The sequence below is a fragment of the Pseudomonas sp. Wu6 genome (assembly GCF_019891515.1).
Classification (GTDB): domain Bacteria; phylum Pseudomonadota; class Gammaproteobacteria; order Pseudomonadales; family Pseudomonadaceae; genus Aquipseudomonas; species Aquipseudomonas orientalis_A.
This window is the reverse complement of the sequence record NZ_JAFLXH010000007.1, coordinates 91514-116623: the sequence shown is the minus strand read 5'-3', so window position 1 is coordinate 116623 and position 25110 is coordinate 91514. Positions and strand designations below refer to the sequence as shown.

Annotated in this window: 19 protein-coding genes; 11 read left to right on the top strand and 8 right to left on the bottom strand. The window is 59.0% G+C overall.

Annotated elements, in window-relative coordinates:
• Positions 1–4: 4 nt before the first annotated feature.
• A complete protein-coding gene (locus J1G34_RS06995; RefSeq protein ID WP_222993654.1) occupies positions 5–1450 on the bottom strand; it encodes an alpha/beta fold hydrolase in 1446 nt (481 codons plus the stop codon).
• Between the two features lie 362 nt (positions 1451–1812).
• On the opposite strand from J1G34_RS06995, the gene J1G34_RS06990 reads away from it, so the two are divergent.
• A complete protein-coding gene (locus J1G34_RS06990; RefSeq protein WP_065892772.1) occupies positions 1813–2325 on the top strand; it encodes a GNAT family N-acetyltransferase in 513 nt (170 codons plus the stop codon).
• Here the strand turns inward: J1G34_RS06990 and J1G34_RS06985 are convergent.
• Positions 2322–3014, bottom strand: coding sequence for an aspartate/glutamate racemase family protein (locus J1G34_RS06985; RefSeq protein ID WP_065892771.1), 693 nt, complete (start codon positions 3012–3014; stop codon positions 2322–2324). The genes J1G34_RS06990 and J1G34_RS06985 overlap by 4 nt on opposite strands.
• 278 nt (positions 3015–3292) lie before the next feature.
• Between J1G34_RS06985 and J1G34_RS27115 the strand changes: the two genes are divergently transcribed.
• The 5 genes from J1G34_RS27115 to J1G34_RS06965 all read left to right on the top strand — a co-directional run bounded on the left by J1G34_RS27115 (position 3293) and on the right by J1G34_RS06965 (position 7480).
• Entirely contained in the window at positions 3293–4384 is a 1092-nt protein-coding gene (locus J1G34_RS27115) for a terpene synthase family protein (protein WP_262411733.1), read from the top strand.
• A 15-nt stretch (positions 4385–4399) separates the two neighbouring features.
• Positions 4400–5512 carry a cytochrome P450 gene (locus J1G34_RS27110; RefSeq protein WP_262411732.1) on the top strand — a complete coding sequence of 371 codons (1113 nt, stop codon included), beginning with the start codon at positions 4400–4402 and terminating at the stop codon, positions 5510–5512.
• Positions 5509–6306, top strand: a complete 798-nt coding sequence (locus J1G34_RS06975) for a class I SAM-dependent methyltransferase (RefSeq protein ID WP_222993652.1) — start codon at positions 5509–5511, stop codon at positions 6304–6306. The genes J1G34_RS27110 and J1G34_RS06975 overlap by 4 nt, the downstream gene beginning before the upstream one ends.
• A 31-nt stretch (positions 6307–6337) precedes the next feature.
• Positions 6338–6880 (top strand): isopentenyl-diphosphate Delta-isomerase, encoded by a 543-nt coding sequence (idi, locus tag J1G34_RS06970; RefSeq protein ID WP_222993651.1) that lies wholly within the window; start codon positions 6338–6340, stop codon positions 6878–6880.
• Between the two features lie 105 nt (positions 6881–6985).
• Positions 6986–7480 (top strand): hypothetical protein, encoded by a 495-nt coding sequence (locus J1G34_RS06965; protein WP_065897977.1) that lies wholly within the window; start codon positions 6986–6988, stop codon positions 7478–7480.
• An 82-nt stretch (positions 7481–7562) separates the two neighbouring features.
• Here J1G34_RS06965 and J1G34_RS06960 read toward each other — a convergent pair whose 3' ends face one another.
• Together J1G34_RS06960 and J1G34_RS06955 are read right to left on the bottom strand one after the other, a co-directional pair.
• Positions 7563–8963: a DUF1254 domain-containing protein gene (locus J1G34_RS06960; RefSeq protein ID WP_122560536.1), complete on the bottom strand. Its 1401-nt coding sequence runs from the start codon at positions 8961–8963 to the stop codon at positions 7563–7565.
• Between the two features lie 110 nt (positions 8964–9073).
• Positions 9074–9433 (bottom strand): response regulator, encoded by a 360-nt coding sequence (locus J1G34_RS06955; RefSeq protein WP_065892766.1) that lies wholly within the window; start codon positions 9431–9433, stop codon positions 9074–9076.
• A gap of 238 nt (positions 9434–9671) precedes the next feature.
• Between J1G34_RS06955 and J1G34_RS06950 the strand changes: the two genes are divergently transcribed.
• The 5 genes from J1G34_RS06950 (at position 9672) to J1G34_RS06930 (ending at position 16239) form a co-directional block, all read left to right on the top strand.
• Positions 9672–13169 (top strand): response regulator, encoded by a 3498-nt coding sequence (locus J1G34_RS06950; protein WP_222993649.1) that lies wholly within the window; start codon positions 9672–9674, stop codon positions 13167–13169.
• Entirely contained in the window at positions 13170–14000 is an 831-nt protein-coding gene (locus tag J1G34_RS06945; RefSeq protein WP_170827544.1) for a CheR family methyltransferase, read from the top strand.
• On the top strand, positions 13997–14596 hold the full coding sequence (locus J1G34_RS06940; protein WP_222993647.1) for a chemotaxis protein CheB: 600 nt from the start codon (positions 13997–13999) through the stop codon (positions 14594–14596). The genes J1G34_RS06945 and J1G34_RS06940 overlap by 4 nt, the downstream gene beginning before the upstream one ends.
• The gene (locus J1G34_RS06935; protein WP_065892763.1) at positions 14590–15783 is read left to right on the top strand and encodes a hybrid sensor histidine kinase/response regulator; all 1194 of its coding nucleotides are present in this window, start codon (positions 14590–14592) and stop codon (positions 15781–15783) included. Before J1G34_RS06940 ends, J1G34_RS06935 begins: the two co-directional genes overlap by 7 nt.
• A 78-nt stretch (positions 15784–15861) precedes the next feature.
• Positions 15862–16239 (top strand): response regulator, encoded by a 378-nt coding sequence (locus J1G34_RS06930; RefSeq protein WP_017528049.1) that lies wholly within the window; start codon positions 15862–15864, stop codon positions 16237–16239.
• 126 nt (positions 16240–16365) lie between these two features.
• Here J1G34_RS06930 and J1G34_RS06925 read toward each other — a convergent pair whose 3' ends face one another.
• The 4 genes from J1G34_RS06925 to J1G34_RS06910 form a co-directional block, all read right to left on the bottom strand.
• On the bottom strand, positions 16366–20421 hold the full coding sequence (locus tag J1G34_RS06925; RefSeq protein ID WP_222993645.1) for a hypothetical protein: 4056 nt from the start codon (positions 20419–20421) through the stop codon (positions 16366–16368).
• A 250-nt stretch (positions 20422–20671) separates the two neighbouring features.
• A complete protein-coding gene (locus J1G34_RS06920; RefSeq protein ID WP_065892761.1) occupies positions 20672–22342 on the bottom strand; it encodes an ATP-binding protein in 1671 nt (556 codons plus the stop codon).
• On the bottom strand, positions 22339–23841 hold the full coding sequence (locus J1G34_RS06915; protein WP_065892760.1) for an ATPase domain-containing protein: 1503 nt from the start codon (positions 23839–23841) through the stop codon (positions 22339–22341). The genes J1G34_RS06920 and J1G34_RS06915 overlap by 4 nt, the downstream gene beginning before the upstream one ends.
• 134 nt (positions 23842–23975) lie before the next feature.
• Positions 23976–25034 carry a tetratricopeptide repeat protein gene (locus J1G34_RS06910; RefSeq protein ID WP_122464186.1) on the bottom strand — a complete coding sequence of 353 codons (1059 nt, stop codon included), beginning with the start codon at positions 25032–25034 and terminating at the stop codon, positions 23976–23978.
• Between the last annotated feature and the right edge of the window lie 76 nt (positions 25035–25110).

Sequence of the window (25110 nt, the reverse complement as noted above, 5' to 3'; positions counted from 1 at the left end):
GGGATCAGGGTGATTCGTAGCAGATCGAGAAGCGGTCTGGTTTACGTCCATAGGCCAGGAAATCTCCGACATTCTTGTTCACGCACGCATTGGACCCGGAGGACGAAACGCCGTGTCGGTAGGCGCCCTTGAGCAGCGTCATGTGCGCGGCGGGCACGCTTCTGAACGCTTTGATGGCACCTGCTGCGGGCGTCTGATCGTCATATTCGGCCTGAACCATAAACAGACCGTCGACCTGCGCCAGCTTGCGCTGCGGCACCCCGTCAAGCGTTTGGCCGCGCCACTCGGCGCAATGCCTCGCCGGGAAGAAACTGCCGCCCACCGGATACTGAATGGCGTACTGGTTTTCCTGTTCGGTCCAGAATGCATCGTCTGCCGAGACTGAATCGTTGCATAACACTGTGCTACGCACAGACTGCCTGGGCGTAAGCTCCAGGGGGCCGAGCGCCAGACCATTCCACGGTGACGGGCGGCGAGTGACGTCGAGCAGGCGTATAAAGGCCTGTTTCGCCGCCGCATTGACGCCAGGGTCGGGGCTGAATCGATGGGCGCGGGCGTTGGCCAGCAGCCTGGCGTCCGGCAGGCCTGGCGATTCACGCAGCCACTGACTGAGTGCGCGGGCCGCCATCAGGTATTCGGGCGCGCTGTAGTACGCGTTGTCCGAACGCAGCGCCACCCTGACCGGAGGCAACAGGTCGAGAAAAACCGCGCCTATTGCCTTCGGGGTGCTGCCCATTTGGTAGCGGTGCGGATCGTCGGCGGCGCGCCGGGCAACAAATCGCGCGAACACGCGTTCTTTTTCCGGCGCCTGAACCAACGAGGCGTCCTGGAAGGTGGCGGTCCAGTCCGTACTCGAGTCGAGCACCATGCGTCCGACCTGCTTTGGAAACAACCCGGCGTACCAGGCACCCAGCCATGTGCCGTAAGCGTTGCCGACGTAATTGAGCTGGGGCTCGTTGAGCAGCACACGTACCAGCTCCATGTCGCGCGCCGTTTGTTCGGTATTGATGTAAGGCGCCAGGTGCTGGCCGGCGCAGCCCCGGGCCAGTACGCCGGCGTTATGCCGAATAGCCTCGATATTGGCCGGACTGCGATCTTCGGTGATGTCGTTTTGCGCAACGATCTCCTCGTCGGATCGGCACACCAGCTGCGATTGCGGGTCACTGCCCATCCCTCGCGGTGTAATTCCAATCACATCGTAGGTATCGAGCAGGTGCCGATAGGCCTCACCCTGTGGCTGATCGGCGTAGCCTTTCCATTGGGAAACCGCCAGCACAGTGAACCCGTCGGCCTCGGCCCCAGGCCCGCCCGGATGGGTGAATAGCGCACCTTCGCGCTCAGCGGGCAGCAGCGCGCCAACGCGGGTGACGTCCAGCTTGAGACTGCCGCGCGTGGGGTGCATGTGGTCCAGCGGCACGGTGGCGATGCCGCATTGCGTCCTGGCGACCACCTCCGGATCCAGCCCGCTGAAGGGCCGGCCGGCGCAGTCCGGTAGCCAGCGGATACCCCACTCAGGCGGTTGCTTTGTCGCACAGGCGCTGCCCCCCAATAGCACAGCGACAAAAAAGCAGGCTGATAGCGTTCGTTGTTTTATCAATTGGCAGACACTCGGGTGCGTGGTTGGACGCGCCGGAGTTTTGCAAGTAAAGCGTGCCGTGAATGTAGGACCGTATCGGTTGTTCGGTCAGCACCTTCCGATAGTACCCGGCCAGCCTGCGACCCGGCCTGGCACACGCTAGGTTAAGGGCTCGCCAGGGCGACGACTTTGCTTCTACACTGGTCGGCCACGTGCCTTTCAAAGGATGAAACACCATGCACACGCCTGACCTCCCTATCGTGATCCAGCGCTTCACCGAGGCCCACCTTGAGGGCGTCACGGCGCTCTACAACGAACCGGCGGTATGCCGCCAGGTGCTGCAGATGCCTTTCCAGTCGGTGGAAGCGTGGCGCAAACGCCTGGTGATGGATAACGAGCGCCGACTGCAATTGGTGGCGCTGCACGGCGGCGAAGTGATTGGCCAGTTGGGGTTGGAACAGTACCTGCGGGTGCGCCAGGCGCATGCGGGGTATTTCGGCATGGGCGTGGCGACGGCGTGGCAGGGCAGGGGCATCGGCTCGAAGCTGTTGACGGCCGCGCTGGACGTGGCCGACAACTGGATGAACCTGCACCGCGTAGAACTCACGGTGTTCGCCGACAACGAAGCGGCACACAACCTGTATCGTAAATTCGGCTTCGAGGTCGAAGGGCGTCTGCGCGACTACGCCCTGCGTGACGGTGTGTTCGTCGATACCCTGAGCATGGCGCGCCTGCGCAAGCCGGTTTAATCCTCCAGCGCAAACGCCACCGCAGCCCGCGCATGCAGCCCGGTGGTGTCCAGCAGCGGCAGGTCGCTGTGCTCGGGCTTGATCAGCAGGCTGATTTCCGTACAGCCAAGAATCACCGCCTGGGCGCCGCGCGCGGCCAGGGACTCGATCACCCGCTGGTAGACGGCGCGTGATGAGTCGCTGATTACCCCCACACATAACTCTTCATAAATGATCCGGTGCACGTCCTTGCGTTCATCCGCATCCGGCACCAGCACAGTCAGGCCCTGCGCGATCAGGCGGGCCTTGAGGAAGTCCTGTTCCATGGTGAATGCAGTGCCAAGCAAGCCCACGGTCAAGGTGCCGGCTTGCAGGGCCGCAGCCCCGGTCGCATCGGCGATATGCAGGAAGGGAATCGACACCGCCGCCTCAATACGTGGCGCCACCCGGTGCATGGTGTTGGTACACAACACCACACACTCGGCGCCGCCGGCCTGCAGACGGCGCGCGGCGTCTTCCAGGATCCGCGCGGCATCATCCCAGCGCCCGGCATGCTGGGCCTGTTCCACCGGGCCGAAGTCCACGCTGTACATCAACAGCTGCGCCGAACGCAGCGGGCCGAGCCGGTCGCGGACTTGCTGGTTGATGATGCGGTAATACTCGGCACTGGACTCCCAGCTCATGCCGCCGATAAGGCCGATGGTGCGCATGCGATGCTCCGGACAGGGTGAATGTCACGTCACCATACCCACCGAAAGTGGATTAGTCATAGGCAGTTGCCGGCCAATTCACCGGAGCAGTTCAGTAAGGTTAAGTGGACTCACGCTCGCCTGTTGGAAGCGCCGATGTTTACGGGGAGGTCAGGTCTTTTTTCCTACCCCCCAGAGCTACCTTTGCCTGGGGGATAATCAGACAATCACTGCATCCTGGGTGGTTGGTTTTCGATAAGGTCCGACCTTATTGAACGTTCATCCAACAGGAGCCCATCATGGCACCGCCATACCGCGAGGGGGGCTCCGGCCCCAACCCGAGAGATCATCTACCGCCGCAGCTCCTCATCATTCCCGAGATTCAGTTTCCTTTCGCTGCACCGCCACCTCGCTCTGACCACGAACAATTACGTACCCAGGCCCTCGCCTGGGCGCAGCGACATGGTTTGATCGGTCGCCGTGGCGCGCATCGGTTGAGCACTACGGCGCTGCTCGATCTGGGCGTGGCGTTATGCGGCAGGGCGCCCACGCACCGCGCCGAGATCCTGGTGTGCTGGTACCTGTGGGCCCTGACGCTGGATGACCGTATCGATGATGGGCCCTGGGCGGAAAACGGAGCGCTGGAGCGTTTCATCACGTCGGTGCAGTCCTTGACCGAGAGCGACGCTCAATCAGGCGAAAACAGCCGATTCGAGGACCCGATGCTCGCGGTTCTGGTCGATGATCTTTGGCCTCGCACGCGCTGCTGGGGAGACGATCGTTGGCGGGGCAGGCTGGTGCGACATCTGATTCGGCATTTGCGCGCGCAGGCCACGCTCGTGCACGTGCGGGAGACCGACACGGCGCTCACCTTGACCCAATACCTGCCATTGCGCCGGGATTCGTTCGGCGCGCTGTTCTTCTTTGACCTTATCGACGCAGCCGAAACCCTCGACCCGTACGCGCCTGCCGCCCAGGCTCAAGCGTGGACCACCTTGCGCGAGCACGCTGCCTATCTCATTGCCTGGACAAACGACATTCATTCGATCGCCAAAGACGTGGTCTGCGGTGAGCGCTTCAACCTGGTGTCGATCCTTGCGAACGCCGGCGGCATGGAGTGGCCCGCCGCGCTGGAATCCGCCCATCAGATGGTGAACACGGCAGTGGCGCAGTTCACCGCAGTCGCCGCCCAGTGCGCAAAACCCGCGTCAGGTGCGGCGAATGACCCGGACCGGCTGCGCCAGGTTATCCGGGCGGCAGGCGACTGGCACCGCAGCGTCTCTCGCTATCACCTGCACGCCGACGATTGCGGGGCACGGAACAATCGGCAGGTCGACCTGGAACTTACCCCTCCAACGTTGAAATCCCGACAGTTCGAACTTGACCCCTAGCCGTTGTATGAGCAGTTGCGTACCCGGCTGCCGATCGCTTACGACGAACCCACCGACGTGTGGCTGGTCAGCCGGCATGTGGATGTCAAAGCGGCCCTGACCCATCCGGACGTCAGCAACAATAACTACAACTGGCAGATCGGACCGCTGCTGGGCCACACCATTGTCACCATGGACGGCTGTGAACACGCCCAGCATCGCGCATTGCTCAGCCCCTCGTTTCGTGGCAAAGCCCTTGCAGCGCTGCAAGCGTCCGTCATTTCGGTGACTACAGACTTGCTGGCACGCATGCGTGGCCGACCCCAAGTTGACCTGATTGCCGATTTCACCGCAGCACTGCCGGTACGGGTGATGGCGCACGCGTTGGGGCTCCCGGCTCAAACCCGCGAAGAGGTAGAGCGGCTGAAGCGGTGGTGTGCCATCGGCTTCGCCTACATGGGCAATTATCGACAGGACCCGGCGCTGCTGACCGGCGGGTTATCCAACCGAGACAGTTTCTACGACTTTATTCAGCCACACATCGACGCTCGCCGCGCGGAGCCCAAAGACGATCTGATCTCCCAGTTGCTGGCGGCACGGATTGATGGCCAGCCGTTGTCCGAGACGTTCGTGCGGGCTTACTGCGCGATCCTGATGACGGCGGGCAGCGAAACCAGTCACGGCGCCCTGGCCAACCTGATCGTCAACCTGCTGAGCGAACCTGGTGTCAAAGCAGCGGTGATCGCCAATCCAGGGCTGATGGATAATGCCCTGGCCGAAACCCTGCGCCGCAATCCGCCGTTGCAGCTCGTACTGCGCGAGGCCCGTGAATCACTGCAGCTGCCCTCGGGAACGATCCCGGCAGGCGCCACGCTGGCTTGCCTGATTGGCTCGGCCAACCGTGATCCGGACCAATTCAGCAACCCGGACAGCTTCGACATGTCGCGCACCGAACAGGCGACCAGTCATTTCGCTTTCGGCGCGGGGCGCCACTTTTGTCTGGGTTCCATGCTGGCACGGATGGAAATCACCACCGGCGCCCGCATGCTGCTGCAAGCCTTCCCCAACGTACGCTGGACGCCGGGGTTCACGCCTGTCGAGTGCGGCTTCCTCAATCGCTGCCCGGATCGACTGGAGGTCGTACTGTGAGCACGACTATCGACCTCGATGAGCACGGCTACAGCCGCAGCTATCTCGCTGACCAGCACGCCGGCCAGCTGGCACGCCTGCGCACGCTGGAGCGGGCGTTTGACCCCTTGAGCCAAGCGGTTTTTAATCAATTGGCGTTGCCTGACAAGCCTGCCATCCTCGATCTGGGCGCGGGTGCCGGATCGCTCGCCGCCTGGCTGAGCCGGCGATATCCCGGAGCGAACGTCACCGCCACGGACATCGATACCCGATTCCTTGCCGATATTCCGGGTATTGAGGTGCTCGCCCATAACGCCGCGACCGATGACTTCCCGCCCGCGTCCTTTGACGTGGTGCATGCTCGGGCGCTTCTGTGTCATCTCACCGAGCGCGAAGCGCTATTGACGCGAGCCATCACCTGGCTGCGCCCGGGTGGGTGGTTGGTGATAGAGGATGTGAGTCTTGAACCGAGCCTGAGAACTGCAAACCCGCTGTTTCGTAAAGTGGCCCAAGCCGGGATCACTCTCCTGGAGCGGTCCATTGGCTCCGATATGCTGTGGGCCACCCAACTCCCGTGCCGTCTGCGTGATCGGGGCCTTGCCAACGTGCGGCATCGCACCCTTGAAGGCCGTATAGGCGATAACAGCCCCGCCGATACGTTTTGGGCCTCTACCACGGCACAAGCCGGGCCGGCGCTGCTCAAGCTTGGGCTGCTGGAACAGGACGACCTGGATGGCATGGCCACTCTCCGTGCCGACCCCGCGTTCATCGAATCTGCCTTGACCTTCGTCAGCGCGTGGGGACAAGTGCTCTAACCCGCAATGGCATACCATCAGGAAATACAAAATGGCCACTGATGTCGTGTTAGTCGATGCGCAAGATGTACAAACCGGGGTGTGCGACAAGCGCGAGGCCCATTTGGGAGTGGGCCGGCTTCATCGCGCGTTTTCGGTGCATTTGATCGACAGTCACGGGCGTCATCTGCTTCAGCGCCGTGCGCCGGGCAAAATGCTCTGGCCCGGTTTCTGGTCGAATGCTTGCTGCAGTCATCCCGCACCGGGTGAGTCGATCGTGGATGCGGGGTCTCGCCGTTTGCACGAAGAGTTGGGCGTCTGGTCTGCCTGTCGCGCGCTCTACCGTTTTGAGTACCACGCCAGCTTTGGTTCGATCGGTGCCGAGCACGAATTATGTCATGTGCTGGTCGCTCGGTCCGACACCGTGGTTTCACCTGTGCCTGAGGAGGTCAGCGAAACCGTGTGGCTGACCCGAGACGAAATTTCAGCCCGGCTTGCTGAGCCGCACGCGCAATTTACCCCCTGGTTTCGAATGCAATGGCGTCGCCTTCTGGCGGAACATCCTTCGTTCGATACACCGTCACCTCACGTATGAGCTGCCTGCTGCCGAACCGACTGCAATCAGCTTTAACTCGTACGCCAGGCAGCCGTATCTGCGATGATCGGGCTTCGCAACCTGACTCACCCAAGGAGATCCGCAATGGACGATGTACAGCAACTGGGCGAGATGCTTCGTCGTTACGCCGAGAGCGAAACCCATAAAAAACAGCAATTCGATGTGCAGTCGGCGCGTTGGGCACACAAGCTGGGCGAGTTGTTCGAGCAAGTCGAACAGTGGCTGGAACCGGTCAAGAGCGCCGGTTTGCTCGAGGTGCATCGTGAAGTCTATGTCGCCAGTGGGCCGAGCGTGCCCGTGGAAACATCGACTTTCAAGACCGAGAAGTTGACTGTGTTGATCACCGGTAAAAGCGTGGAGTTCGTGCCGGAGGTGATGGGGACGGACGGATATATTCGCGTGGCGGTAATGGGCCTGACCGCTGCCCGGCACGGCAGCGTCTCCCTGGTATTGCCTGCGGACCAAAACGATTGGCTCTGGAAGAAGACCAATGGCCTGAAAGACCCGGACACCTTCACGTTCGACGCCAATTTCCTGGCGGCGCAGTTGCAGAGCCTGATCCCCCGCGAACGCGGCTGAGGGTGAGTCGCTCAAATAACCAGCTGGCGTGGCGGGAAGCGTAGGTCAATTGCCACCCGCCGTGCATGGATTCCCGGGAGGGCTACTTGAGCGGCGTCAACGGCGGCAACTGCCATTGGCCGCTGGTGACTTCGGGCTTGGGCAGGTAAATACGCAGCACCGCGAAGAACGGCCCGGTCGGAGCGGGCAGCCAGTTGCTCTGTTCGGCCTTCGGTGGCTCATGATGCTGCAGGGCCAGGGTCAGGCCGCCGTCGGCGTCCAGTTTCAGACCGGGCAGCATGCGTGAGTTGATCAGGTAACGTTTCTTGTGGTTCGGCACCAGCAACTTGGTCTTGGCGTCGTACATGGTCAGCGACCAGAACGCATCGGCCGGCGGCAGCTGGTCCTTGGCAAAATGCACGGTGTAACTGCGGCGTGCGCCGTTGGCCGGCTTGCCTTCGCTGTCATCGAACCAGGTGAAGTAAGCGGCTTCATCGGTGGAGTTGCCGAACATCCCCAGGTTGGCGCCGGCATACCGGTACAGGTAATTGTTGTTCAGCCGGTCACGGCTGCCGTACAGCTCGCCGCTGGCGACTTGATGGGTATCAATCTTGTCTTTCTTGAACGTGGCGAACTCGGCCTTGCCATCGGCAATCCCGTCCTCCAACGCTTTGCGTTGTTCGGCGCTCAGTTGGTTCAGCTTGAAAGGTGCACCGGGGGCGATACCTATCGTAGCGAAGCGCGCCAGCAGGTCTTTTTCACTGTCCTGGGGCGCAGCGAAGGCCAGCATGAAGTTCAAGTAGCGGAACAACTGCGGGCTGTCGCTCATGTTCGCCATCGGCTTGGGCCACTCGATCTTCGGCACCTTGGCCGGGGCCGCTTGTTTCACATAGCTGCTCAGCGGCTGCACTTTATAGCCGTTCTGAATTTGCCTGACCTTGCCCAGGTCTTTTTCATCGAACAGCTGCGTGCGATACAAGGCGTAGGCGATATTGCTTTCGCTGTAGACCACGCGGTCGATATCGACGGGCTGCTGACCCTTCCAGTCAGGCCCCGCGATCATGTAGTGACCGCCGTTGTTGCCGGTGCTGCGCGTGCCCAGATAAGCGATGTTCTGGGTGTAGAGGTCGAGCAACTGCACCGAGTAGTAGCGGTTGTCTTCGACCTTGGGCAGGGTCAGCACCTGGGGTTCCTGGCGCAGGTCCATCCAGACGAAGGAGTAGGGCGTGTCCGCGTTCGGGGTTGTGAACGCGGTGTCCTTGGGGGTAAACACCTGCGCGCTGTTGCCGATGCGATTGAACGGTGCCTTGAAATTGGCCCCGCCTTTGTCCACGGCCTGGGTGTAGAGCGTCTTGTACATCTCAACCACAGGGTAGCCGTACAAGTAGGCTTGCTTGGCAATGGCCCGGGCTTCGGCAGGGGTGGCCGTAAAGTCGGCCCAGGCGCCGGTGCTCAGCAGTATCGAGAGGCTCGCCAACACCAGGCGCGCAGGTTGTCCAATCATGTTGTTGCGTCCTTCCAGGGTTCTTTTGACTGACGGGGAGATGCAGGCGCTGAGTTTCCTGTTTTCTTTCCCGGACGTCACGTTAAAACCTGCAAAAGGACACTGGATATTCAGGGCAGCATCGATTTGACTTTATCGCGCAACTGGTCGATCGAGAACGGCTTGCCAATCACCTGCATGCCGGCGGGTACATCGATGTTCTCGGCATAGCCGCTGGCGAACAGGATGGGCAGGGTGGGTCGCAGTTCGCGTACCCTGGCCGCCAGTTGCTTGCCGTCCATATCGGGCAGGCCGACGTCGGTCATCATCAGGGAGATCACTTGAGCCGTGTCTTTCACGATCAACAGGGCCGCCTCGGCGTCAGCAGCCTCAAGCACCGTGAACTCCAACTCCTCAAGCACATCGACGATCAGCATGCGCACGATAGCGTCGTCTTCGACAACAAGGATGGTGGAGGCATTTGCGGACATAAAAAGGCTTTCCCAAAAAAAGACGAGTGTTTAACGCTGGCCATTCTCACAGGCCTGTACTTGAGTAAGCGCGGGCTATCCACAAGTTCCCAGGGCGTTAAAACAATGCAGTACAAAAGACCAGGCAGAATAGCCTGTTCTGCTGTAGGAATCTGTACAAAAACGTCCCAGAAAAATGGTCTTGATCGTCACTTTGGGGCAAACTCCCGGTTTTTCCGCACTTGGCCAAGGCATGCCCATGACTCCCGCGTCGTCAGTTGATGAAAAGAGCTTCAGTAAACTCCTGAGCCGTAACGTGGCCCTGCCATTGAGTGTGGGCGTGCTCAGCGCGGTGTTTTTCGTGTGCCTGATCACCTATTTACTGTCGGTGATCCAGTGGGTGGAGCACACCGACCGGGTCATCAACAACCTCAATGAGTCGTCCAAACTGACGGTCGACCTGGAAACCGGCATGCGCGGCTTCCTGATTACGGGTGACGAGCATTTCCTCGATCCTTATGAAGTGGCCAAGCCGCGGATCATTGCCGACCTGCGCAATTTGCAGGAGCTGGTGGCCGACAACCCGCAGCAGGTCGACCGCCTCAAGCGCCTGGAAGCCCTGCAGGCCGAATGGAACAACTACGCGCAGTCGATGATTGAACTGCAGCGCAGCAGTGGCGATTTCCGTGGTGCCGTCAAGGCGGGCCGGGGCAAGCGCCTGACCGACGAGATTCGCAAGGAATATGAAGACGCGGTATCGATGGAACAACAGTTCCGTATCTCCCGTAACGAGGAAGTGACCCGCACCACGGTGCTCAGCGTCACGCTGTACCTGGCGTTCGTACTCGGCCTCAGTGGTTTCCTGGCGTACATTGGCAGAAAGAATTTACTAGCGCTTTCAAGTAGCTACAGCGCAAACCTCGCGTCCCAACAGAAGATTGCCAAACGCCTGGAGCAGCAGGCCTGGCTGCGCAATGGCCAAACCGAACTGGCCGAACAGGTGCTCGGCCAACTGACCTTGAACCTGCTGGGCCGCAACATCCTGCAGTTCTTCGCTCAATACATGGGCTCAGCCGTGGGGGCGTTGTATGTGCGCGAAGAGCACGGTGGCCTGCGGCGGGTCGCCACCTACGGCTTCTCCCGCGAACAGGCGCAGCTGGAACAGTCGATCTACAGCGACGAAGGCATCGTAGGGCAGGCCGCCCAGCTCGATCGCCTGATCCGCCTGGACGACGTACCGGTGGACTACTTCAAGGTCAGCTCGGGGCTGGGCGAGGGCACCACCCGCAGCGTACTGGTGGTGCCGACCAGCGACGACGACCGCGTCAACGGCGTGATCGAGCTTGGCTTCCTGCGCCCGTTGGAAGAACGCGACGTCGAGCTGCTGGAGCTGATCGCCGACAATATCGGCACGTCCATCGAAGCCGCGCGTTATCGCCAGCGTTTGCAGGAAGTCCTCGCCGAGACTCAGCAGCTCAACGAAGAGCTGCAAGTGCAGCAGGAAGAACTCAAGACCGCCAACGAAGAGTTGGAGGAACAGTCGCGCATCCTCAAGGAGTCCCAGGCGCACCTGGAAACCCAGCAGGCGGAGCTTGAGCAGACCAACGAGCAACTGGCCGAACAGACCCAGACCCTGGCCGAACAGCGCGACGCCATGGACCGCAAGAACGTCGAACTCAACCGGGTCCAGCTGGAACTGGAAGACCGCGCCGATGAGTTGCAACGTTCCAGCAAGTACAAGTCCGAATTCCTGGCCAACATGTCCCACGAGCTGCGCACGCCGCTGAACAGTTCGCTGATCCTGGCCAAGTTGCTGGCCGAGAACCCGCAGGAAAACCTCAGTGCCGAACAGGTCAAGTTTGCCGAGTCGATCTATTCGGCCGGCAATGACCTGCTCAACCTGATCAACGACATTCTCGACATTTCCAAGGTAGAAGCCGGCAAGTTGGAAGTGCGTCCGGAAAATTCCAGCGTCGAGCGCCTGGTGGACGGCCTGCGCGGCATGTTCGAACCGCTGGCCAGGGATCGCAAGCTGGGCTTCCAGATCGATGTGCAGGCAGGTTCACCGACCTTGCTGTTCACCGACCGCCAGCGTCTGGAGCAGATTCTCAAGAACCTGCTGTCCAACGCTATCAAGTTCACCGAACAGGGCCAGGTCAGCCTGTCGGTATCCCGGGCGCCGGGGGAGGGCATCGCCTTTACCGTGCGTGATTCAGGGATAGGTATCGCCCAGGACCAACAGGAAAGCATCTTCGAAGCCTTCCGCCAGGCCGACGGCACCACCAATCGGCGTTACGGCGGCACCGGCCTGGGCCTGTCCATTTCCCGTGACCTGGCAACCTTGCTGGGTGGCTACATCAGCGTGACCAGCGAACCGGGCAAGGGCAGCATTTTTACCCTGGTATTGCCGGAACAGTACGTCGAACGCGGCGAAGATGCCGCGCCGATCGAAGCCCCGCGCCAAGCCGTGGCGGTACCGGCGCCTGTGCCTGTCAAGGTTGCGTCGCTGCCGGCGGCCGATGCCGAACCGATCCCGCGCTTTGCCGATGACCGCGACAAAGCGCCATTCACCACCCGCACCATCCTGGTGGTGGAAGATGAGCCGAATTTCGCGCGCATCCTCTTCGACCTGGCCCACGAGCTGGGCTACAACTGCCTGGTCGCTCACGGTGCCGACGAAGGCTACAGCCTCGCGGAAGAATTCATCCCCGACGCGATCCTGCTGGACATGCGTCTGCCGGATCATTCCGGCTTGACCGTGCTGCAGCGTCTGAAGGAGCACGCCAATACCCGGCACATTCCGGTGCATGTGATCTCCGTGGAAGACCGCGTCGAAGCCGCCATGCACATGGGCGCCATCGGTTACGCGGTCAAACCCACTACCCGGGAAGAGCTCAAGGACGTGTTCGCGCGCCTGGAAGCCAAGCTGACGCAAAAGGTCAAGCGGGTACTGCTGGTGGAAGACGACGACCTGCAACGTGACAGCATCGCCCGCCTGATCGGCGACGATGACATTGAAATCACCGATGTCGGTTACGCCCAGGCGGCGCTGGACCTGCTGCGCACCAACGTCTACGACTGCATGATCATCGACCTCAAGCTGCCGGACATGCTCGGTAACGAGCTGCTCAAGCGCATGGCCACCGAGGATATCTGCTCGTTCCCGCCGGTGATCGTGTATACCGGGCGCAACCTGACACGCGACGAAGAAGCCGAGCTGCGCAAGTATTCGCGCTCGATCATCATCAAGGGCGCGCGGTCCCCGGAGCGCCTGCTCGATGAGGTCACACTCTTTCTGCACAAAGTCGAATCCCAGCTGTCCCATGACCGCCAGAAGATGCTCAAGACCGCGCGCAGCCGTGACAAAGTGTTCGAAGGGCGCAAGATCCTGCTGGTGGACGACGATGTGCGCAATATCTTTGCCCTGACCAGTGCCCTGGAGCATAAAGGCGCCGTGGTGGTGATCGGGCGCAATGGCCGTGAAGCCATCGACAAGCTCAATGAGGTCGATGATATCGACCTGGTGCTGATGGACGTGATGATGCCGGAGATGGATGGCTACGAAGCGACCGCGCTGATCCGTCAGGACCCGCGCTGGAAAAAGCTGCCGATCATTGCCGTTACCGCCAAGGCCATGAAAGATGACCAGGAGCGTTGCCTGGCGGCAGGTTCCAACGATTACCTGGCCAAACCGATTGATCTGGACCGTCTGTTCTCGTTGATTCGCGTGTGGTTACCCAAGATGGAACGCATTTAAGTGGAGCGAAGTTTCTTGGACAAAAGCAGCGACATCGAGCTGCGCCTGTTGATCGAGGCGATTTACCTCAAGTACAGCTACGACTTTCGCGACTATTCCGGTGCGTCGGTCAAGCGGCGGGTGGCCCATGCCTTGCGCCAGTTCGACTGTGCGACCATTTCCGCACTGCAGGAGCGCGTGCTGCACGATCCGGCGGCGTTCATGCAATTGCTGCAGTTCCTGACCATCCCGGTGAGCGAGATGTTTCGCGACCCGTCGCACTTTCTGGCGATTCGCCGGGAAGTCGTGCCGTTGCTCAAGACCTACCCGTCGATCAAGATCTGGATCGCCGGCTGCAGCACCGGCGAGGAGGTGTACTCCATGGCGATCCTGCTGCGCGAAGAAGGCTTGCTCGAACGCACCATCATCTACGCCACCGACATCAACCCGGCCTCGTTGGACAAAGCCAAGCAGGGCATCTTCTCCCTGGAGAACGTGCGCGCCTACACCGCCAACTATCAGCAGGCCGGTGGCCAGCGCTCATTTGCCGACTACTACACCGCAGCTTACGATAATGCGATCTTCGACAAGACCTTGCGCGAGAACGTCACGTTCGCCGACCACAGCCTGGCGACCGACAGTGTATTCTCAGAAACTCAATTAATTTCATGCCGCAACGTACTGATTTATTTCAATAAAAATTTGCAAGACAGGGCGTTTGGGTTGTTTCATGAGTCACTGTGTCATCGCGGCTTTCTGGTGTTGGGCAGCAAGGAAACCCTGGATTTTTCAGCCTACAGCAAGCAATTCGAACCCTTGGTCAAACAGGAACGGATCTACCGCAAATCATGAGCGATGCCGCCAGCCCCCCGATTCACGGGATTGAAGCCATCGTCGTCGGCGCTTCCGCCGGCGGCGTGGAGGCGTTGCTGAGTATTTTTGGCGGGTTGCCGGACACGTTCGGCCTGCCGATCATTGCGGTGCTGCACCTGCCGGATGAACGTCGCAGCCAGTTGGCCGAAGTCTTCGCGCGGCGCTTGCGCATTCCGGTGAAGGAGGCGCGGGACAAGGAGTCGATCGAGGCGGGTACCCTGTATTTCGCCGGTCCCGGCTATCATCTGTCGGTGGAACAGGACCGCAGCTTGTCGCTGAGCCAGGAGGACCGCGTGCACCATTCCCGGCCGGCCATCGATTTTCTCTTCACCTCGGCCGCCGATGCCTACGCAAAAAGCCTGCTCGCGATCCTGCTGACCGGCGCCAACCAGGACGGCGCGCGCGGGTTGGCTTATGTCAAGCAATCGGGCGGCACGACCGTTGTACAAGACCCCGTCGAGGCCCGGATTGCCGTGATGCCCCTGGCCGCGCTGGCGCTGCACACACCCGACCATATTCTTTCCTTGAGCCGCATTGGCTCACTGCTGGCTTCCCTGGAACCTTCCCCATGTTAAGTACTGTCCAGGCCAAACTGCTGATCGTCGACGATCTGCCGGAAAACCTGCTGGCCCTCGAAGCGCTGATCAAGCGTGAAGACCGCCAGGTATTCAAGGCATTGAGTGCCGACGAAGCATTGTCCCTGTTGCTGGAACATGAATTCGCCATGGCGATCCTCGACGTGCAGATGCCTGGCATGAACGGTTTCGAACTGGCCGAACTGATGCGCGGCACCGAAAAGACCAAGAACATCCCGATTGTGTTTGTCAGTGCCGCCGGCCGCGAACTCAATTACGCCTTCAAGGGTTATGAAAGCGGCGCGGTGGACTTCCTGCACAAGCCGCTGGATATCCACGCGGTGAAAAGCAAGGTCAACGTATTCGTTGACCTGTACCGCCAGAGCAAGGCGATGAAGCTGCAGGTCGAGGCCCTGGAGCGCAGCCGCCGCGAGCAGGAACTGCTGCTCACACGCCTGCAGGCCACCCAGGCCGAGCTGGAGCAGGCGGTGCGCATGCGCGATGACTTCATGTCGATCGTCGCCCACGAAGTGCGTACGCCACTGAACGGGCTGATCCTGGAAACCCAGCTGCGCAAGATGCACCTGGCCCGGGATAACGCGGCGGCCTTTACCCTGGACAAGATGCACGCGATGGTCGACCGCGATGAGCGCCAGATCAAGAGCCTGATCCGCCTGATCGAAGACATGCTCGACGTGTCGCGTATCCGCACCGGCAAGCTGTCGATACGCCCGGCTCGCTTCGACCTGGCGCAACTGGTGCGCAACCTGGTGCATAACTTCGAGCCGCAGGTCGCCGCCGCCGAATCGTCGCTGCAATTGCTGGCTGACGAGCCGGTCGAGGGTAATTGGGATGAGTTTCGCATCGAGCAGGTCGTCACCAACCTGCTGACCAATGCCTTGCGCTACGGCGCCAAGAGCCCGATCGAAGTGCGGGTGTATGCAGAACATGGCGAGGCCTGCGTGGAAGTGCGCGACCATGGCATCGGCATCAGCGAGGAGAACCAGAAGCGCATTTTCCAGCAATTCGAGCGGGTATCCGTCAGCCATGCGGCGGCCGGCCTGGGCCTGGGGCTGTTCATCTCCGAACAGATCGTCGCGGCCCATGGTGGCACCATCGAGGTTGAAAGCCAGATAGGCGAGGGCGCGTTGTTTCGGGTCTGTCTGCCACTGCAGGCAACAGCATGAAATCAATCGTCAGCTCGACGCAACCTCTACGTGACCCCATGGTCGTAACACCAGCTACCGACTGGACGAAGGCTTCCCATGAGTGAAGATGCACAAGATGTCGTACTGATCGTCGAAGACGACGAATCCATTATGTTTGTGCTGGGTGAATACCTGGCCGGCCTGGGTTATCGGGTATTGAAGGCCGTCAATGGCAAAGAAGCCTTTGAAATTCTCGCCACCAAACCGCACCTGGACCTGATGGTCACGGATTACCGCCTGCCCGGTGGCATTTCCGGCGTGCAGATCGCCGAGCCGGCGCTCAAGGTGAGGCCGGAATTGAAAGTGATCTTTATCAGTGGCTACCCGCAGGAAATCCTCGACTGCAACAGCCCGATTACGCGCAATGCGCCGATTCTGGCCAAGCCGTTCGACCTGGATACGCTGCAGGAGCATATCCAGCGGTTATTGGCGTGAAAGATATGGCGCCAAGTTCAGGCACCGCGTATTTCATTCAGTCGAGGACTTCGCAGCGTCTACACACTCCAGCTTTTGGGCGCCATCTTAGCGCCCTAGTAAGGCGTCCAATGTCATTAGACCAGTTCATGGTCGACTCGACGTTGTCAGCGGTATGTCATATAAGCTTCTAACATCTGCGTCGAAGACACTGTTTTTTTTCATCCATTCGTCATCATGATCAAAGACTTTGAACTCCAGAGTGTTCCTGTCAACCCCGTGGGTTCTGTATTGAACGTTGAGTTTTTTATCATGGAAAAGTCTGTGCAGGCCACCCTCCATAGCTTCGGCGGACGAAAAGTTTGCCACGCCGAAATTTGGGTCGTAGTACCAAAATATCTTTTCGCCATTCTTTATCTTGACCCCAGCCGCCATCGCATGGCCCGGCGAGTCAATCATTACCGACTTTTGAATGGGTGAATCGCTCAGTTCCTTTATCATATCTTGATAGGAAAGCTGCCTGAGCGTTTTATCGGCATGGAAAGCGGATCTGGGGCCCACCTGGTTCTGAATCTTGCTCAACTTTTTAGCAAATGCTCGAGAGGCAGGATCTGTGGGAAACGCCGCAGCGGTGTAGAGATTTTTAATGAACTCAGCTTCCTTTCCATTCTCAATTGCCGTTGCCATTACTCGGGACAGCGCGGCGCACTGCCCGTCAGACAGTTGTAATGTCAGAGTCAGGTATACGACTTGTGGCATGGGGGTGACAGTACCGAAGCGAGGTTCTATATTATCGATGAACCTCGCCGCACCCTTACGGCCAAAGGCGTAAGCAATATCATCGTACTTCCTGGCAATAATACCTACCTGCTCGGCCGTGAGTTTGGTATTACCGGCCAACTTCATGATGTCTTCGACTTTGTTGGCTTTGCCTAAGCCAGGCACCTTGTCAAACGCGCCGATGTAATAGCCATTGTCGAACTCCGCTGTTCCTCGATGTTGCTTGATACTGGATTCCCATGCATTGACAATCTTATCGCTTATCATTTTTCTGGGATCGGCCGCAGTCGCCCATCGTCCAAACGATTCCACACTTATTCGTGGGGAGGGTAGGAAATCTTTTAAAGGAAGACCGTAGGGTTGCCGGGTAGCTGTGTCAATGGCATACCACTTCCCCTCCTTCTGCACGGCTACCGTTTCAACGATTTCTCCTTGTATCTTCGCTGTTCCTATTGCCCCGGAGTCGTAGCCCTTCAACCCTTTCAGCAAATCATAGGTTTGCGGCGCGGTCCACGTGATGATTTTCCTGGTGGCCAGTTTTGCCACGTTGTTTGCGAAGGTTCCGACACCTCTTACTAGCGTACCAACGCCATCCAGTGGATTAAGTGCGCTCACGGTGCCACGACCAAAAATCTTGGCGCCATACTTGAAGTATTTGAGTGCTGATGACCCAGCTTTAAGGGCCTTGGCACCCTTTGCAGCCACAGCGAAGCTGACGAAAAACCCGAATGCATCCAATGCCAGGTCAACAATGCCTTCGCCGACGTTGCCTTTCGAGAAATTTTTGATGGCTGAGTAAAGTGGAACAAGGTTTAGGAAAAATTCACCTACTCTTTTGTTGGTTGAAACTTCTGTATCGAACGTCGTCAATCCCTTGGCAGCCTTTTTATACGACTGAATATCGACAATTTTTAACTTTACATCGGCGATGTAGCGTGTTCTTTCGCTGGAGTAACTTTTTGGCGTTTTCGAGTCATCAGCCTCATCAAGCAACGTGTCCGAATAGCTGCTATCAGGGGCGATGGGTGCAAGGAGATTAAATTTATCTCCCAGCTTCATGCCTTTTGGTATTGGGGACCTGGCTGAGGGCGCGGGTCCAATGTTCAGTTCATTTAAATCATCGCGCATTACAATAGTGTTTTTTTTCCAGTCTATTTCATACGTATGGGTATTCTCATCGAGTTTGCTGCGTATATATATTTTTCCCTCATCCCTTGGGTAGCTCTTCAACTGCCCTGTGGTAGCGGGAAGATGAACCAAAAAATGTTGAGCGACCGTGAGCTGACCGTATTCGATCATTTTTCGATCAGACAGAGGCAGCGATGAAATTAAATATTTGGTTTGCGCAGTAATTGCCGCCTCGTAGCGATCAACGTAAGCGGAAAATTCCTGTTCAAATTCAGTCTTTAGATCCGACATCGAGGACGTCTTAGTACTCAATACCGCGCGAATGGCGGGCAGACTTATTTTGCTGTTACTTGACCGCCATTGCGGATCGCTGGAGCCGAGCTTGTTGGTCAGGTATAAATCCAATACCGAACAAGGGCCGGGAAAGTCATACCGCGCTGTGTCACGGGTAATGCATTTGTCCTTAAGATCATCCAAGGATAAATGCGGCATTAACGACTGCAAGTGTTTCAGCGCCTTCTCATGGAAATCGGGCATCTCCGTTGCGAACGCAATGGACGCTGCGCTCAACTGAGCCACGTGCTCGTTAAATGCACTGCGCACCTCATCCATCCTTGGGTCTGGGTCCACATCCTCGCGGGTCGCGTCCAAGATACCCTGTACGACGCCCCAGATTTTTAGGGCGTCATTTTGCGCGAGTTTTTCAACGAGCTTTTCTTCAGGCGAAAGTGGTAGTTGAGCACTGCGAGTCATCACCTGCGCATACGTCATCGTACAGGTAGAACCGGGTGCCTGGGCTTCGATGCGCGCCACCCCAGTGCTGAAACTGACCCATGTGTGCGAGCCAAATTTGACTTCCTCAGGTATATCTTTGACAAGAAGCTCCTGCGCTTTGCGAGACAACAGTACAAACTCGGCAAGCGGCGCAGTACGGACCGTGGCTTTTTCCTCGCGGATCAGGTGATCAATCAGGGCGCTTCGTAAAGTGGATGCGCTCTTCCCCCCGAGGTAGGGGTCGGCCAAGTCGAATCCGGCGACTTTGCTTTTCGTCGAGGTTCGCACACTGTCACTGTCCAGCGAGATTTGAAGCGCGGCGAGCATCCAGTCTTCAAGAGAGTTAGGCGAGGCTATTTCGCCAAGATTATATTCGGCTGCGAAACCCATCCATCGTGCTCTAGAGGAATTGAGGATCTCGCTGAGCACTTGACGAGGATTATCATTGAGGGTGCTGGCATCCCAGTGAACGTTACGGGTCCAATGAGCGAGCAAATTGTCGTCTTGCTCATCTTTCAACACATGACGAATGACAGAGTGGAGCTTGCGCTGATCCTCGTTGCTTAGCAGCGTCGGCCAGGAAAGCGCACCACCCAGGTCTCCGAGAGCGGGCTTTACCGGCGGTACACTCATCAATGTTTTGGCCACGACCGAGAGCTGATCATAGGTCGCGGGAATCTCTACACCGTGGTCCACCATAAACGTGTGCAGGGTCACGGTTGCCCCCGGCAGTAGATTGTGTTCTTTAAAATAGGACGAGGAGGGGTCTACAGTGAACACCGTACTTTTCATCGTTTCCTGTTGGGCCGAGCTAAAAGGCTGCGCGCGCTCCTCGGGAGTGCTATAGGGCATTACAGAGTTCGATAGCCTTCCAAGTGTTGCGGCAAGACGGGTGGTTATCTGGCCACTCACGGCCCTACGATTATTCAAATCACCCAGTCGAGTCTGTTGAAGAATCAGATCCTCTTTAAAAGGGTTTTGAGAATATGCTGGTTTGAAAGGTGGTCCCTCCAGCACCTTATCGGCATGCGCTCTGAGAAGTTCTTCCTGAGCGTGCTGGGGGGTTGAGCGATCAATATGAAGATATTCACGGTAAAAAAAACCGATGTCTTGCACCGGTGCGGTATTTTTTTTCCCGACCGTAACAACCCCACCGTCCGGCGTCAGCGCTTTAGCGGCGCTCATAAGTAGAGGCCAGCCAGGAAAGTCATATACGCTGATAGGGTCGACCGCCCGGTTGAGACTGATGATGCCGTTGCGTGCATCAATCTTGAAGGGCAAGGATAGGTCAATGCCCTTATTGCGTGACCAATCGCGCATTGCGGGGCTTTGAATTATATCGTGCAGGTGCGTTCGCCATTGTCCGAAGGACGAGTTCGGCGGAATGTCTTGAACAACGAACCTGTTAAAATCCAGACCATGCGCTTGAATGTCCGGACTTTTCAGCGCATTGGCGTACCTCCTGGCCAAGGCCCTGTCCCCCTCTATCTGAGGAGATTCATCGGTGGCCCCAGTGGCCACGGGAATCTCCGTCACTGGCGAGGCAGAGGAGGGGACAGTTTGTGCGCGATTCTCAGCGAACGGGACTCCATCCGGCGCAGAGAATTGGAGTAAAACAGCAGGAAGCGTAATCACTGACGAAATTCTCTTGATCGATGCTGGCGGAAGTATTTTTCATACGAAGTGCTTACGTTTCGTGGTGAAAAACAGGCATTGATTCCTTCGGGCCAACATGGATCTATGACAACTCGTTTAATAGCGATGTATCTATTTACGCCTGAAGCATCTCCCGCACCTTGGCTGTCAGTAAGTCAAACGTGAATGGCTTGGTGATCAGTTGCATCCCCGATTCCAGGAAACCACCGCGCACCGCAGCATGCTCGGCATAACCTGTAATAAACAACACTTTGAGTTCCGGACGAATCTGCCGGCCTATTTCCGCCAGTTGCCGCCCGTTCATCCCTGGCAGGCCTACATCGCTGATCATCAGGTCAATGCGCTGCTCGGACTCAATGATCGGCAGCGCCGTATCGCCATCACCCGCCACAACAAATCCATAACCGAGCTCTTTGAGTACGGCGCTGACCAGTATCCGCACTGCCGGATCATCCTCGACGATCAATATGGTCTCACCAGTATCGGCAAAGGGTGGCAATGTCGGATTAAGCGGTTCCTGGTGCTGGATCTCGCCAACAAATCGTGGCAGGAACAAACTCACCGTGGTGCCTTTGCCGACTTCGCTGTGAATCGTCACATGGCCATGGGACTGGCGTGCAAAGCCATAGATCATCGACAGCCCGAGGCCGGTGCCCTGGCCGATCGGCTTGGTGGTAAAAAACGGATCAAACACCCGTCCCATCAAGTGTTCCGGAATGCCACAGCCGGTATCACTGACGCTCAACTCCACGTAATCGCCAGGGTTCAAGGTGCCATAGGCGGCGGTGAACACGCTGTCGAGGTGGCGGTTGGTGGTTTCCACGGTAAGAATACCGCTGCCGGGCATGGCATCACGTGCATTGATCACCAGGTTGAGCAGGGCGCTTTCCAGTTGATTGGGGTCGGCCTCGGCCGTCCACAGGCTGTCGCTGAGGCGCATTTGCAGGGAGATGCTTTCATTGATGCTGCGTTGCAGCAATTCGCCCATGGAGCTGACCAGTTGATTGATCTCCACGGGTTTGGGGTCCAGCGACTGCCTGCGCGAGAACGCCAGCAGGCGATGGGTGAGGCCGGCGGCACGGTTGGCCGAGGTGACACCCAGGTCGATCAGGCCGTCCAGATCGTCCAGCTTGCCCCGCGCTATACGCCTTCGCAGCAACTCCAGGCTGCCGATGATGCCGGTCAGCATGTTGTTGAAGTCATGGGCGATGCCGCCGGTCAATTGGCCGACGGCCTCCATTTTCTGCGACTGGCGCAAGGCTTCTTCATTGCTGCGCAGTTGCGCGGTACGCTCTTCCACCTGCTGTTCGAGGGACTCCAGGGTGCGTTGCAGGCGCAACTCACTGGCGCTCAGGTCGAGCAGGCGGTCCCGTGCTTCGTATTGCCGCCGCCGCCCGCGCAGGGCGGCGCTGACCAGGCTGATCAGGGTCACGGGATGGAACGGACGCTCAAGGAAGGTGACATTGCCCAGCAACCCACTCAGGTGCGATGAGCCGTTTTGCTCGCTGCCGCCGTGATGGGTCATCAGCACAATGGGCAGGTCAGACCAGGCCGGTTGCTGGTGCAGGTACTCCAGCAGGGGGTCCAGGTCCACGCCACGCAAGGCTTCAGCCGCCACAATGAGCAGGCCGGCACCTTCGTTCAACGCTTCGCACAAATCGATGAGATTGCCGACGACCATACCCTGATAACCGGCTTCGTTGAGCATCATCAGCGCCAACGAGCTGTCGCGGCCCAAAGGCGCGAGGATAATGGCGCGTTCAAACACCGGGGACAGAGACGTCACACTCCCTCTTCCTTGAGCAGAGGCGAGCCGGCGCCCATGTAGATCGGTATGCCGCGCAGCACGCCCTGGAAGTTATCCAGCGGTTCGCCGACCGTCATGCCATTGCTGCTGATGCGGTATTCGCGAATCGTCGATTCGTGGGTACCGGTGCGTTTCTTGATGATGGAAATGGCCCGGCGCACCTTGCCCAGCGCTTCGAAGTAACGCAGCAGGATCACGGTATCGGCCAGGTAGGTGATGTCTACCGGGGTCTGCATATCGCCGACCAGGCCATGCTGGGCGACGGTCATGAAGGTCGCAGCGCCACGCCGGTTGAGGTACAGCAGCAGTTCGTGCATATGCAGGATCAGTGCGTTCTCTTCCGGCATGGCCGCCTGGTAGCCGTTGATACTGTCGATCACCACGGTTTTGATGCCGCCTTCGTCTACGCAGCGGCGTACCCGGTGTGAGAATTCACCAGGCGACAGCTCGGCCGCGTCGACTTGTTCGATCAGCAGGTTGCCGGTGGCCTGCAGCGCAGCCAGGTCGATGCCCATGTTCTTCATGCGCTCGAACAGCAGGCCCATCTCTTCGTCAAAGATGAACAGCGCGGCTTTTTCCCCTCGCTCGACCGCCGCGGCGGCGAAGACCATGGAGATCAGAGATTTGCCGGTGCCGGCCGGGCCGAGAATCAGGCTGCTGGAGCCGGTCTCGACGCCGCCGCCCATCAAGGCATCGAGTTCGGCGATACCGCTGCTCATGGTCTGGCGCGTGTAGCCGCCGCGATGCTCGGCCGCCACCAGGCGCGGAAACACATGCACACCGTCACCCATGATCGTGAAGTCGTGAAAGCCGCCACGGTACTTCTGGCCCCGGTACTTCACTACACGCACCCGGCGACGTTCGGCACCGTAGCTGGGCGTCAGTTCTTCCAGGCGAATCACGCCATGGGCCACGCTGTGCACGGTTTTGTCGAGGGATTCGGTGGTCAGGTCGTCGAGCAGCAGCACTGTGGCGTCATAGCGCACAAAGTAATGCTTGATCGCCAGGATCTGCCGGCGATAGCGCAGGGAGCTCTGCGCCAGCAGGCGGATCTCCGACAGGCTGTCGACCACCACGCGGGTGGGCTTGATGCGTTCCACCACTTCGAAAATCTGCCGAGTAGCTTCGCCCAGCTCAAGGTCCGAGGAGTACAGCAGGCTCTGCTGATGCTCGGCGTTTAGCAGGCTTTCCGGCGGGGTCAACTCGAAGATATGAATGTTGTCGTCCAAGTCCCAGCCATGGGACTTGGCACCTTGGCGCAGCTCACGTTCGGTTTCGGACAAGGTGATATACAGCGACTTTTCACCGTTTTTCGCGCCGGCCTGCAAAAAGTGCAGGGCGACCGTGGTTTTGCCCGTGCCAGGCTCGCCTTCCAGCAAGAACAAATGGCTGCGTGAGAGGCCCCCGGAAAGAATGTCATCAAGACCTTCGATGCCGGTGGCTGCCTTTTCACTTAAGAGCGAAGTTGATGTAGACAAGAAGTGCCCTCAGGTCACGTACGAATTGGGTGCGCGCCGTTGGACGCGTCATATTCACTTGACCCTGGCGGTCTGTAGCGGTTCAACGTTATTTGTGAGCAACCTGCCAATTTTTACAGGTTTTTGCAGGGCCATCACAGACCCTGCTGCAGGGCCGGATCGTCCGGATTCTGCTGCTCCAGCTGTGCCAGCAGTACCTGGACGTTCTGCAATTGGCCGCTTTCTTTCCAATAATTGACCAGCAACACACGCGCTTTTCGATTGGCCGGGTGGCGCTGGACGATGTCTTCCAGCTGCCGCTGGGCCGCCTCAAGCTCGTCCTGGTCGTGCAACGTGGTGGCCAGGTCGAAGCGGTAATCCTGATTGTCCGGCTCAAGCTCTACCGCCTTGGACAGGCCAAGCAAGGCGTAGGGGCGCTCGCCATGGTGCAGCAGCCACATACCCAGGGCGTGTTGCAGGTAGGCCGACTCCGGGTGCGCCGCCAATTGCTGCGCCAGCAGCTGGCGCGATTCGTCGGTCTTGCCCTGTTTATCCAGCAACTCGATCTGCGCCACCACCGCTTGCAGGTTGTCCGGTTGCAAACGCATGGCCTGCTGCAGCGCATGTTGCGCATCCGCCAGCAGGGCGCTGTGGATATACAGACGCGCCAATTGAATCCAGCCTTCGGCGGTCTCGGGCTGGGCCTTGAGGGTTTTGGCGAATTCGTCGAGCACTTGCTGCAGCGGGCCGAAATACAGGCCCAGGGTATCCGGCGACAGGCCGAGCAGGGCGTTGGCGGCGGCAAAGCGCACGTGCTGTTCGGGGTCCTCCAGCACCGGCCCGAGCAGCAAGGTGCGCTGGCCGGTCGGCACCAGGCCGACAATGCTGTGGATCGCCGCTTCACGCACCACGGGCGAGGCATCAGCCAGGTCTTTATCCGCCAGCTTCAGCGCTTGGGGGCTGGGGTAGTTGGGCAGCTCGGCATGCAGCGCGGCGCGCCGCTCAGGTGACAGGTCCGGCCGCCCCAGCTGTTGATACAACACTCGCGCCGCTCCCGGCTCGCCATTGCGCGCCTGCTTCAAGGCCTTGGAATAACCCTGGGCAATCGCCGGGGGCGCGGCCACGGGCGTTGTGCGGGAGAAAAACCAGGTGATCAACACAATCGACAACAGGGCGCACAGGCCGATGATGGAGTAACGGCGTGACTTTGACATGCAGGCGTCCGAAGGCAGGGTACGGGTACAAAGTCGCAAGCTTCGGCCAGTGCAGGGCGAGTGTCAAACCGGATTG

Excerpts from the sequence above, each read along its gene's own strand:
- J1G34_RS06985 (WP_065892771.1), bottom strand. The coding sequence starts at position 3,014 with ATGCGCACCATCGGCCTTATCGGCGGCATGAGCTGGGAGTCCAGTGCC.
- J1G34_RS06935 (WP_065892763.1), top strand. The coding sequence starts at position 14,590 with ATGTTAAGTACTGTCCAGGCCAAACTGCTGATCGTCGACGATCTGCCG.
- J1G34_RS06955 (WP_065892766.1), bottom strand. The coding sequence starts at position 9,433 with ATGTCCGCAAATGCCTCCACCATCCTTGTTGTCGAAGACGACGCTATC.
- J1G34_RS06965 (WP_065897977.1), top strand. The coding sequence starts at position 6,986 with ATGGACGATGTACAGCAACTGGGCGAGATGCTTCGTCGTTACGCCGAG.
- J1G34_RS06950 (WP_222993649.1), top strand. The coding sequence starts at position 9,672 with ATGACTCCCGCGTCGTCAGTTGATGAAAAGAGCTTCAGTAAACTCCTG.
- J1G34_RS06910 (WP_122464186.1), bottom strand. The coding sequence starts at position 25,034 with ATGTCAAAGTCACGCCGTTACTCCATCATCGGCCTGTGCGCCCTGTTG.
- J1G34_RS06990 (WP_065892772.1), top strand. The coding sequence starts at position 1,813 with ATGCACACGCCTGACCTCCCTATCGTGATCCAGCGCTTCACCGAGGCC.
- J1G34_RS06960 (WP_122560536.1), bottom strand. The coding sequence starts at position 8,963 with ATGATTGGACAACCTGCGCGCCTGGTGTTGGCGAGCCTCTCGATACTG.
- idi (WP_222993651.1), top strand. The coding sequence starts at position 6,338 with ATGGCCACTGATGTCGTGTTAGTCGATGCGCAAGATGTACAAACCGGG.
- J1G34_RS27115 (WP_262411733.1), top strand. The coding sequence starts at position 3,293 with ATGGCACCGCCATACCGCGAGGGGGGCTCCGGCCCCAACCCGAGAGAT.
- J1G34_RS06940 (WP_222993647.1), top strand. The coding sequence starts at position 13,997 with ATGAGCGATGCCGCCAGCCCCCCGATTCACGGGATTGAAGCCATCGTC.
- J1G34_RS06930 (WP_017528049.1), top strand. The coding sequence starts at position 15,862 with ATGAGTGAAGATGCACAAGATGTCGTACTGATCGTCGAAGACGACGAA.